11 protein-coding genes are annotated in these 12113 nt (G+C 32.1%); 10 read left to right on the forward strand and 1 reads right to left on the reverse strand.

Features of this window, described 5'->3' with window-relative positions:
• Positions 1-149: 149 nt before the first annotated feature.
• Positions 150-1964: a DUF885 domain-containing protein gene (locus tag ABMA45_RS06885; protein WP_022089155.1), complete on the reverse strand. Its 1815-nt coding sequence runs from the start codon at positions 1962-1964 to the stop codon at positions 150-152.
• Between the two features lie 198 nt (positions 1965-2162).
• Between ABMA45_RS06885 and manA the strand changes: the two genes are divergently transcribed.
• The 10 genes from manA to ABMA45_RS06935 all read left to right on the forward strand — a co-directional run.
• Entirely contained in the window at positions 2163-3089 is a 927-nt protein-coding gene (gene manA, locus ABMA45_RS06890; protein WP_022089156.1) for a mannose-6-phosphate isomerase, class I, read from the forward strand.
• A 25-nt stretch (positions 3090-3114) separates the two neighbouring features.
• Complete coding sequence (locus ABMA45_RS06895; RefSeq protein ID WP_022089157.1) at positions 3115-5073, forward strand: BglG family transcription antiterminator; 1959 nt, start codon at positions 3115-3117, stop codon at positions 5071-5073.
• A gap of 214 nt (positions 5074-5287) precedes the next feature.
• The gene (locus tag ABMA45_RS06900) at positions 5288-5731 is read left to right on the forward strand and encodes a PTS sugar transporter subunit IIA (protein WP_022089158.1); all 444 of its coding nucleotides are present in this window, start codon (positions 5288-5290) and stop codon (positions 5729-5731) included.
• Between the two features lie 29 nt (positions 5732-5760).
• On the forward strand, positions 5761-6840 hold the full coding sequence (locus tag ABMA45_RS06905; RefSeq protein WP_022089159.1) for a PTS fructose transporter subunit IIC: 1080 nt from the start codon (positions 5761-5763) through the stop codon (positions 6838-6840).
• Between the two features lie 90 nt (positions 6841-6930).
• Positions 6931-7239 carry a PTS fructose-like transporter subunit IIB gene (locus ABMA45_RS06910; protein WP_022089160.1) on the forward strand — a complete coding sequence of 103 codons (309 nt, stop codon included), beginning with the start codon at positions 6931-6933 and terminating at the stop codon, positions 7237-7239.
• A 275-nt stretch (positions 7240-7514) separates the two neighbouring features.
• Complete coding sequence (locus ABMA45_RS06915) at positions 7515-7778, forward strand: HPr family phosphocarrier protein (protein ID WP_022089161.1); 264 nt, start codon at positions 7515-7517, stop codon at positions 7776-7778.
• A 22-nt stretch (positions 7779-7800) separates the two neighbouring features.
• Positions 7801-9495 (forward strand): phosphoenolpyruvate--protein phosphotransferase, encoded by a 1695-nt coding sequence (gene ptsP / locus ABMA45_RS06920; protein WP_022089162.1) that lies wholly within the window; start codon positions 7801-7803, stop codon positions 9493-9495.
• 272 nt (positions 9496-9767) lie between these two features.
• Positions 9768-10604, forward strand: coding sequence for a Cof-type HAD-IIB family hydrolase (locus ABMA45_RS06925; protein ID WP_022089163.1), 837 nt, complete (start codon positions 9768-9770; stop codon positions 10602-10604).
• 58 nt (positions 10605-10662) lie between these two features.
• Positions 10663-11427 carry a DeoR/GlpR family DNA-binding transcription regulator gene (locus ABMA45_RS06930; protein WP_022089164.1) on the forward strand — a complete coding sequence of 255 codons (765 nt, stop codon included), beginning with the start codon at positions 10663-10665 and terminating at the stop codon, positions 11425-11427.
• A gap of 387 nt (positions 11428-11814) precedes the next feature.
• Positions 11815-12113, forward strand: a 299-nt coding sequence (locus tag ABMA45_RS06935; RefSeq protein ID WP_348030005.1) for a pyruvate formate lyase family protein, incomplete at its 3' end; no start/stop codon positions are given.

Consider the following 12113-nt stretch of genomic DNA (forward strand, 5'->3'; position numbering starts at 1 on the left):
AAAATTTCAAAAATCTGCCTATCGTTTGCAACATAAAATCTGCCGGAATTTTTTGGCGTATATTTATTTCTTATCAATAAAAACTAAAGCAAATGAAAATATACACTACAATTAAGAATATATGAATTGTTATTTTGTCGCTGGTAGCATCAACAATTATTTTCTAACATCCATTTTTTAATTACATCAAATGGTGCAGGACCAAACTTTAAGATAAACTCATGAAAGTTACGTAAAGCATTTTTCTCAGAATGTTTTTCCATATATAAATTCTTTAACTCGTTTATTTCAAGATAACCAACATAATATTGCAAATAATTTGCCGGGGATTCAGTAACGGAATTATATATTTCAGTCTGTATATCAGGCTGGGAAAATCCATAATGTTTTAAAAATGCTCCGGTGTCTTCAGGTGTCCAACCTTCATAGTTAACCCCAATATCTACAAGAGAATAAAGCCCAAGAGAAAATGAGGCACTACAATTTAATGCTTTTGCAAGAGATGGATCAGCTACTTCATAACTGTAAGACAAAAATTCGGCATAAGTTGCCCAACCTTCGGTATATCCACCAAAACTTAAAAGAGAGCGAATTGCAGAAGGATTAGTAGTGGAGAAAACATGGTTTTGGTACAAATGTCCGGGAAATCCTTCATGGGCTAAAGTTGTATATAAATCCTGATTCTTAAATTTGTCACTTTTGTTGACATAAATAGTGTTTTTGTCAGGCATATCAATCGGTGGAGAAAGATAAAATGCCGGACTTAAATAGTCCTGAAGAGAAGGTTCAACATATTTTAAATCATATTTAATGGAATCTAATTTGCAGATTTCATAAAATGAACTGTCAGGATTATTTATTTTGTCTTTTAAATCCTTAAGTATATCTGTAGGTTCTGTAATAGTAGTTGAAGTTGAATTATAAAATTGTGATTCAAGTTCAGGATTAGAAGTAAATAAAGAAGAAACCTGAGTCATATCGGCGGCAATCTGACTTTGAATACGTGCTTTTAATTCAGAAACCGTTTTGGTACTTCCGGTTTTAGAGGAAACAAGATATTCATAATAAGCTTTACCTTGTTTAGAATCTGCAAGAGTATAGTATTCTAAGTCTTTGTTTATATAATAAGAAGAATTAAAATGGGATAATTTGTCAGCAAGTTTTTTATACGAAGATAAAACATAATTATTTACATAATCTTCGTTTAAATTTAAGTAATTAGTAACTGTTTTGTCTGACAGGAATTTGCATTTTTTTAATCTGGAATTAAATGTTTCTATTAATAAATTATTTTTTTGGGAAATGTCGTTAATTAAGGAAAGACATTGAGCAATAATTGACTCACAATTTGATTTAGACATAAATGTTTTGTTATCAATTTTTTCAGATTCAAAATTTATAATGCTATCAAAAAAATCGGGAACACTTTTTAATAGTAAAAAATAGTTTTTTATGTCTTTTTCGGAATAAAATTCGTATTCAGATAATAAAATAGGAAGTTGTGCCTGAATTCCTGTTGTAGGATTAAGGCAATCATAATATTTGCATAAATCTCCAAAATCTAATTCAGTACGAAAGTGAGAAAGTAAAATGTCATATGTAATCTGTTGTGATTTAGAAAGTAATCTATAGTCAAATTTTTGTAATGTATTTATTTGTTCAATATAGTCCGATTGACTATTTTTCATATCTTTTAAAGAAAATGTTCCCAATGACTGTGGAAAATCTGTTTGAAAAAATTCATTTGTGTTTGCAATATAAAAGTGCATACTAAGAGTGTCAGAAGATAGGGAAGATGTAACAAGAGAGGTTGTATAATTGTCAAATTCTGATTGAACAGACATATTATCCGGAGTTTGTGGGGAAGTAAAAAATCTAAATTTTGCAAATAGAGCAAAAAATAAAATTATTGGTAAAGCGATTATAAAAAGCCATTTTTTACCTGAAAAATTTTTAAAAAACATAAAAAATCCTTATGTGGTTATTATTATAGAATATATTTTTTATTTTATAGGTATGATTAAAAAAGCAAATATGATAAAATAGTTCAATAGTGGGACAAATTTTTTAATAAATTTAGTTAAAATTATATGTCTGGCTTAATAAAATAAATACTTAATTAGTGTATGTATATAAAAATAGGAAATAGAAAGGAGCGTAATATGGAAATATTATTTTTAAATCCGGTATTCAAAGAAGCTATATGGGGTGGCAAATTATTAAAAGAATTTGGTTACGAACAGGCGACAGATAAGACAGGTGAGTGTTGGGGAATTAGCGCACACAAGTCAGGTGATTGTACTATTTCAAATGGTGAGTTTGAAGGAAAAACTTTATCATGGGTTTATGAAAATCACAGAGAATTATTTGGAAACATTCAGGATAACATATTTCCATTATTAGTAAAAATAATAGGTGCTGAAGACGATTTAAGCATTCAGGTTCATCCAAATGATGAATATGCAGCGGTTCATGAAAATGGCTCACTTGGAAAAACAGAGTGCTGGTATATTTTAGACTGTAAAGAAGATGCAAATATCGTTATCGGACATCATGCAAAAGACAAAAAAGAACTTGCAGACATGATTCACGAGGGCAGATGGAATGAATTAATTAGAACAATACCTATTAAGAAAGGGGATTTCTTCCAGATTAATCCAGGTTGTCTTCATGCTATTAAAGGTGGAACACTTTTAATTGAAACACAGCAAAGCAGTGATATTACTTACAGAGTTTACGATTATGACAGATTAAGTAATGGAAAGCCTAGAGAATTACACGTACAGCAGAGTATTGACTGTATTGAGGCACCACATCATGATTATGATGGGAAAATTACAGTTGAAAATGAAGGAGATTTGACAAAGACAACTCTTGTTAAATGTGATTTCTATACTCTTGAAAAGTGGGATGTTGCAGGTAAATATAAATTTACGATGGACAAACCGTTTATGAATGTCAGCGTTATTAACGGTGAAGGTGAAATAAACGGAAGCAAAATTACAAAAGGTGACCATTTTATTATTCCTTCAGGAATAGGCGAATGCAAAATATCAGGAGACTTAACAGTAATGGCTTCATATTTGTAATGTTGCCATGTAGGAGAGGGTAATTATGTTATCAGAAAGAGGAATGCAAATAGTTGAAAAACTAGTTGAAAACAATGCAAAGCCGGTAACATCAAAAGTTTTAGCATTAGGCTTAGGTGTGTCTGAGAGAAGTGTAAAAACTTATATAAAAGAAGTTTCAGATTTTTGTGATGAAAATGGAATGAAACTTGAACGAAAACCGGGAATAGGATTTGTTGCAAACTTCACAGACGAACAGATAGCTCAGATTGAAGATATGAAAAAGGACAAGAGAACAGTCTTGTCGAAGAATCAGAGAATGAGCTATATAATGTTTATTCTTTTAAGCGGATGGGATACTTATACATTAGCACTTTTTTCAGATGAGCTAAACGTAAGCAAAAAAGTTATAAGTGATGATATTGACTGTGTTGCGGAACGTTTACAGAAACATAACATAACTGTAAACAGAGTAGCAGGGCATGGTGTATTTGTTACGGGAGATGAATTTTCAATAAGAAAAGCATTAAAAAAATATTGCGTATTTCCTATTGGAAATCATAAAATTACAAAACCAATTGATTACAGGTTGTCAGTACTTGATGAAAGTATTTGTGTAAATAATTTTGGACGAGACAATTTTGAAAGAGCGATACAAACTGTAGAGACAATAGAAAAAGAATATAATATTGTTTATACGGATTACTCATTCAAAGCGTGTGTGAAATATTTGTGCATTCAGCTTTTAAGAGTAAGAATGGGACATCTGCTAAAGGAAAATATAGATGAATATGAAGAATATATTAATGAAGAAATCACAAATAAAGCTGTTGAAGAATTAGAGAAAATAGGCAAAATCGAATTAAATGATGTTGAAAAGCATTATGTGGATATTATATTTGCTTCTGCAGCAATGCAAAGAGCAGAAGTAGAATTTGAGCAGTTTCATGATGAAGGTTTTTATGATTTAAGAGATAAAGTATGCGATGAAATGCTTGAATATATGTCTGAAATTTTAAATATTAATTTTGTGGAAAATGATTTGCTTGTTAATAGCCTGAAGGCATTTCTTCCAGCTTCATTCATTAGAACAAAATATGGAATAGAGATAGCAAATCCATTTTTATATGATGTAAAAGAAATGTATTCAGGAATATTTGCAACAACATTTACATTATCTAAATTTTATGAAAAATATTGTCACGCATCACCAACGGAGCATGAAATGTCATTCTTAGCTTTGTACTTTGGTGGAGCAATGCATAGAAATCAAAAAAATGTAAAGGCTATCTTAATAGGAACAAGTGGCGTGGCAGCTGCAAGCATTGTTGCCGGTAAAATAGAAGATAAAATAGAAGAAGTAAAGATTGTTTCGATTTTATCATCAGAAAAGATAGCAGAAATTGATGAATTTGAATTTGACATTGTTTTGTCAATGCTTCCGGGATTTGAATATGAAGATAAGGTTGTAAATATATCACCTCTTGTAAGTAATAATGACATAAAGAAAATCAAGGATGCCTGCTTTGAATATATGACAAATTCAATTGCAGACAATTATGAATTATATTCAGTAATAGATAGAAAATATATAACTGTTGTAAGTAAAAAAATGACAAAGTCAGAAATTTTGAAAGCTGCAAGCGACAAGTTGGTAGAAGATGGATATGTTACTGAGGACTTTTATTCAGATGTAATGCAGAGAGAAGAAATCAGTTCTACTGCCATTGGAAACAAAACAGCAATCCCGCATGGAAAATCTAAAAATGTATTAAAACCAATAGTATATATTATTAAGGTTAATTATGAGATTGACTGGGGAGAGGATAATGTAGATATTATTTTCCTTTTGGCACTTAATTTTGACAATATTAATACAACAAAAATGTTCTTTGCAGATTTGTCAAGATTTTTGAACTCTGAAAGTAAAATTCAGAGAATCAGAAAAAGCAATAATGAAATGGAAATTGAGAAGAGCATTATGTCAGATTTGCACTGGAGTTAGGGCAAAAAATGACTAGAGAATCACAAAAAGTAAAATTGCTGTAATGCCCATAAATAAAGGACTACAAGAAAAACGTTTCACATAAGAGATACAGAAAAATTGCACTAGGAATAGTGCAATTTTCTGTTTTGTGGGGCGTTGAAAACAAGAAACGAAATTAGTAGAATTAATGTTATAAGAAAGGTAATAATTTTATTTAAGGAGGTACAAGAAGTTGGCTAAAGACTTAATGAGCAAAGAGATTGTAATGTTCGATGTAGACGCGAAAGACAGAAACGAAGTAATTAATTTAATCGCTGATGCAATGGACAAGGATGGAAGACTTATTGACAAGGAAGGATATGTTGCAGACGTAATGAAGAGAGAAGCAGGTTCAAGTACAGCAGTTGGATTTTCTGTTGCAACACCTCATTCTAAATCAGTACATGTAAAAGAACCTTCATTGGCATTTGTAAGACTTAGTCATCCAATGAAATGGGACGACTCAGAAGAAGTTGAGTTAATTTTCCAGATTGGTGTTCCTTCTCCGGGACAGGGAGATAGACATCTTGAAATTCTTGCAGGCTTATTTAGAAAAGTAATGCATGACGATTTCAGAGAAAAATTATTTAGTGCAAAAACTGCAGACGAAGTAATTGAATTAATCGGTGCAGTTTAAGCGAAAACATAATAAGAAAGGACAATATTATGAAAGATTTAGTTGATATTTTGAAAAACACGAGACAGCATCTTATGAATGGTGTTTCACACATGATTCCGGTTGTAGTTTCCGGTGGTATTTTATTTGCTATTGCAGCAATGTTATCTATGAATTCAGTACAGACAAGTGCTTCAGTTTCATCAGCAGGTTTAGCTGGTTTCTTAAGCAACGTTGGTAGTGTTGGTTTAGGGCTTATGGTTCCTGTACTTTCAGCTTATATTGCAGCATCTATTGCAGATAGACCTGGTATTGCACCTGGTATTATTGGTGGACAGTTAGCAGTAAATGTTGGAGCAGGATTTATTGGTGGTATTGTTACAGGTTTAGTTGCAGGTATTGCAGCATATTACTTAAAGAAAATTCCACTTCCAAAATCAATCCAGTCATTAAAGGCAATATTTATTGTTCCATTACTTGCAACATTGATTACAGGATTTGTTATTGTAGTAGTAGTAGGAAATCCTTGTGCAGCACTTCTTAAGTTCTTAGAAGGATGGTTAGGAGATATGACAGGTAGTGCAGCTATCTTAGTAGGTGCAATTACAGGTGGAATGATTGCATTTGACCTTGGTGGACCACTTAATAAGGTTGCTTATTCAACAGGTGCAGCTTTAGTAGGTACAACAGTAGCAGCTGGAGATAATTGTTCATTTATGGGACCTATCGGTCTTGCAATTTGTATTCCTCCAATTGGAGCAGGTGTTGCATCATTAGTATTAAAGAAGAAATTCTCACAGGCAGAAAGAGATGCAGGTATCGGTGCAATCGCAATGGGATGTTGTGGTATTACAGAAGGTGCTATTTCTTACACAACGGCTGACCCGGTTAGAATGATTCCTATTAATATGGTTTCATGTGCAATCGCAGGTGCAATCGCAGGTGCTCTTGGAGTATATGACAATGCAGCTTGGGGCGGACTTGTAGTTCTTCCTGTAACATCAATAGCAACATATTTATTATGTACAGTAATTGGTGTAGCAATTTATGTAGCACTTTGTGCAATATTCAAGAAAGATTATGTAGAAAAAGAAGAAGTTGTCGAAGATATCGATATTTCATTCGAATAATATAATAATTAATTAGTGAATGATAAGAAGCCACAAAGATAATTGGTTGTGGATTCTATAAAATAAAATCTAAGAAAGTGAGTGAGTGATATGAAATTTTTAGCAGTTACAGCATGCCCTTCAGGGGTTGCACATACTTATATGGCAGCAGAAGCTATTCAGCAGGCTTGTGAAAAAGCAGGTGTTGAGTGTAAAGTTGAAACACAGGGCTCAATTGGTATTGAAAATGAAATAACAGCAGCTGATATTGCAACAGCAGACGCAGTTATTCTTACAACAGATATGCCAATTAAGAACGTAGAACGTTTCGACAATATTAAAAAAGTTAAAATCGGTGTTGGCCCGGCTATTAAGCAGGCAGACGCAATTGTAGAAAAAATGATATCAATGCTTAAATAAATCCCCGAAAAAGAACGGATTATTTAGCCAAAATAAAACCTTATAAAATATTACCATAGGGGATTGAAGATTTGAAGGTTATACAATAAGCGTAGAATCAAAATGGGCAGACATGCAAAATGCCTGCCCGTTTTAAACTGAAAATAGTAGTAGTATTAGTATTTGTGAAAGAAAAATATAAAATTTAAATAGAACAATGTGGATTTGGAAATAATACAAAAGATTGTATTAATGTATATATTAAGATTTATTTAGAAATTAAGGAGGAAAAAGAAATGGTAAGTAGAACAGTTAAAATTGAAAACGCAGAAGGATTACACATGAGACCGGCAGGAGTTGTAGCAAAGGAAATGGGCAAATTTGTATGTGACGTAACAATCGTATTTGGAAATAAGAGAATTAATGCTAAGAGCTTAATTAACATTATTTCAGCATGTATTAAATGTGGTTCAGAAGTTACATTTGAATGTGATGGAGAAGACGAAGCAGCAGCTATGGCTAAGATTGAAGAATTAGAATCACAGAACTTTGGTGAATAATATTAGATTGTGAGGAATGCTTATGTATAAAGGTATTGCAGGTTCTGAAGGAATCGGAATCGGAAAAGTAGTGTTAATTGAAGAACATGATTTAACAGTTGAAAAGAAAAGCGTTACAGATACAGATGCAGAATTAAAAAGATTACAGGATGCTATTGAAAAATTTGTTTCAATAACAAATGAAATGGCAGACAAGATGGCAAAGACTGTTGGAGAACAGGATGCTGATATTTTAAGAGGTCATATTATTATGCTTCAGGATCCAATGATTGAAGAACAGATTTCAGCATTGATGATAAGCGAGAAGATTTCAGCAGAAATGGCATTAGAACAGGTACTTGACCAGACAGCAGAAATGTTTGCAACAGTTCCTGATGAATTAATTCAGCAGAGAGCAACAGATTTAATGGATATTAAGTCACGTATGCTTAAGATTTTGATGGGTATTGAAGAAGTTGATATTTCACAGGTACCTGCAAATACTGTATTAGTTGCAAGAGATTTAACACCATCTATGACAGCAGGAATTAATCCGGCTAACATTGCAGGAATTTTAACAGAAGTAGGTGGAAGAACATCTCACTCAGCAATTCTTGCAAGAGCAATGGAAATACCTGCGGTATTAAGTATTGAAGGAATTTGTGGAATTGTTAAAAATGGAGATACAGTAGTTCTTGATGGAAGCAAGGGAGAAGCAATTGTTAATCCTGATGAAGCAACAGTTAAAGAATTTGAAAAGAAATTTGCTGATTATGCAGCAGAAAAAGAATTGTTAAAAGCATACAAGGGTAAACCATCTCAAACAAAAGACGGCGTTAAGGTTGAATTAGTTTCAAATATTGGTAAACCTGAAGATGCAGATAAAGTTGTTGAATGCGATGGCGAAGGAATAGGTCTTTTCAGAACAGAATTTTTATTTATGGATAGAGATAGTGTTCCAACAGAAGAAGAACAGTTTGAAGCATACAAGAAAGTTGCTGAGACAATGAAAGGAAAGCCTGTAATTATTAGAACACTTGATATAGGTGGAGATAAGGCAATCCCTTACTTAGGATTAGAAACAGAAGAAAATCCGTTCTTAGGATTTAGAGCAATTCGTTTCTGCTTAAAGAGAAGAGATATCTACGAAGTACAGTTGAGAGCACTTCTTAGAGCAAGTGCATTTGGAGATATCAAGATAATGGTTCCACTTGTAACAGGAGTAGATGAACTTCGTGCAGTTAAGGTAATTCTTGAAGATGTTAAGCGTCAGTTAGATAAAGATGGAATTGCTTACAATAAAGATGTTAAGGTTGGTGTAATGATGGAGACACCTGCAGCATGTATGATGGCAGATGCACTTGCTAAGGAAGCAGATTTCTTTAGTATTGGAACTAATGATTTGACAGGTTATACAATGGCTGTTGATAGAGGAAATGCGAAAGTTGCATATCTTTATTCAACATATAATCCGGCAGTTCTTCGTGCAATCAAGAGAATTATTGAATGTGGTAAAGCAGAAGGAATTATGGTTGGAATGTGCGGTGAAGCAGCAGCTGATCCAAAACTTATACCATTATTACTTGCATTTGGCTTAGATGAATTCAGTGTAAGTGCTACAAGCGTATTGAAGACAAGAAAGACAATCTCAGATTGCAACATAGATGAATGCAAAGCATTAGCTGAAAAAGTAATGAAATGTGTAACAGAAGAAGAAGTATTAGAATTATTAAAATAATATTTTAATAAAAGGCTATGAATAAATAGCCGGAATTAATTATAAAAACTCTCGTTTGATTATTCATTCGAGAGTTTTTTATAACAGAGAATAAAAGATAAATTGGCAGTGTATACAATTAAATGCCGGTTATAACCATAAATTTAATTGTAGAAAATAATAAATTTATATAGTATTATGTGGTTGTATGTGTCGGAAAAGATGCATACCGGATTTGGAGACGAGTGTATGTCTCTAATTAAAATGGACAAATCAATCAAGAGGAGAAAGAAATGAGTATTAAATTAATTGCATTTGATGTTGATGGAACTTTTGTAGGAGATGATCATTTAACGATTAATGAAAAAAATATCGAAGCTATGAAAAAGGCACATGAACAGGGAATAAAAGTTGTTATGTCGACAGGTAGAACACAAGCAATTTCACAGAAAGAAATTGATGATGTCGGATGCGTTGATTATATGGTGCTATCAAATGGTGCAATTGTAGTTGATGGTACAACAAACGAAGTTATTAAAGGAAATTATATTAGCAAAGAAGCGGGAAAGAAAATATTAAAAATATTAGTTGATCACAATGCAGTATTTCAAATTTATGCAGGACAGGAAGCTTATGTTAATAAATATTCATATGACAATTTTCTCAATTCTGAAGGATTACCGGAAGTATTTTTGGTTGAATATAGAAAAAGAATGAAATTAACAGAAGATTTACAGGAAGTAGTTGATAATATTCCAATTGAAAAATTCAATGTAGATTATGTTGATACAAAGATAGTTCCGGAAATAATGAATGCCTTAAGTGAAATACCTAATCTTGTATATACTGCAGGATTTGTAGGGAACATTGAAATAACAGGGATGGGTGCCGACAAAGGAAACGGACTTGCATGGCTTTCTGACAAATTAGGAATAAAAGCAGAGGAAGTAATGGCGTTTGGAGATTCAGGAAATGATGTGACAATGCTTAAATGGGCAGGAGAGTCATATGCACTTGTAAACGGAAATGAAAAAGCAAAATCAGCTGCAAAGCATATAACAAAATCGGACAATAATGCGGGTGGAGTTGGAGAGATAATTTTTGAAAACTTGACAAAAAATGTAAAATAATCAACAATATTGTATAATAAAAGGAAAATGATTTAGGGTCATATTACAGGAGGTACATATGTTAGCATCCGAAAGACATGAAAAGATTGTTGAAATTTTAAATAGAGAAGGCTCAGTGTTAGTAAAGGACCTAAGTAAAAAATTTGATGTAACACAGGATAGTATAAGAAAAGATTTGACTATATTAGAGCGAAAAGGACTTCTCAAAAAGACTTATGGTGGCGCTGTTAAGGTAAGAACCAACATTCATGATTTATATGTTTCGCAACGTATTGGAAAATATACAAAAGAAAAAAAGAGAATTGCCGAAAAAGCGTTAAGTTTACTTGTAGAAGGAGATGTAATATTTCTTGATATATCTACAGCTAACATTGAATTAGTTAAGTTAATAGTTCAGGCAAATCTTAAGATAACAATAGTTACAAATATGATTGATGTAATGCTTACATTCACATCTCCGGTTGATACTAAACTTGTATTTTTGGGAGGAACATTAAGCAGAGGCAGAGATGGTTTTGTTGGGACACTGACAAACAATCAGATTAAAGAATTCAGATTTGATAAAGCGTTTATGGGTTCAGCAGGAGTAGATTTGGAAAAAGATTGTGTTTATACATATGCTGTTGATGATGCAATGACAAAAAAAGCAATCATGGAAGCAAGTAACAAAAGTTATGTGATGCTTGAGAATAGAAAGTTTTCCATAGATGGAAATTACAGATATGCAACAGTTGGTGAATTTGAAGGATTCATTTTAGATGGCAAACCTGAAAAAGAAATAAAAGAAAATATAGAGAAATATGGAACACAGTGGTTTGCATAAACAAAAATTAAAACAGATAAAATCTATAATGGGTAAAAAATTTTTAGACATATTAATAAAAAATATGTTTTAAATAAAATTTAGTATCATAATGGATTTTATCTGTTTTTTTTATATTAAAAAATATGTAAAAACGTTTCATAATAAAATCGCAGTTTGTACAGAAGAAATTTCATCATCGATAGTGCAAATTAGGAATTAAAAAACAATAACAAACAATAAAAAGCAATAACAAACAATAATAAATGCATTGACATACGAGAAGGGTTATTATAGAATAAAATTACGGTGAATAACGAATAATCCTGGAAGAAATACAGAATATAACAAACAATAATAACTGGGAAAAAATAATAAATGAAAAACATATATTTGAAAGGAGTAATTATGAGCGAGTTGGTTATGAAAGAAAGAATTTCAGTTTTAAAAGATAAGATGCTTTCTGAAAAGAGATATGCGTCAATTGAGCAGGCTAAGATAATTACTGACACATATAAGCAGCATGAGGATGAACCAAGAATCATGCAGAGAGCTTATTCTTTAAAGAATTGTTTAGAGAAAATCAATATTAGTGTTGAACCTGAAGAAATGATTGTAGGCAACAGAACAGCAGGAGTTCGTTACGGAGTAGTTTTCCCGGAAAGCGGAAGTACATGGGTAGACAAGGAATTTGAAACATTACCTAC

It is taken from the genome of Eubacterium sp. CAG:156 (genome assembly GCF_000434315.1).
Taxonomy (GTDB): domain Bacteria; phylum Bacillota; class Clostridia; order Lachnospirales; family Lachnospiraceae; genus Eubacterium_U; species Eubacterium_U album.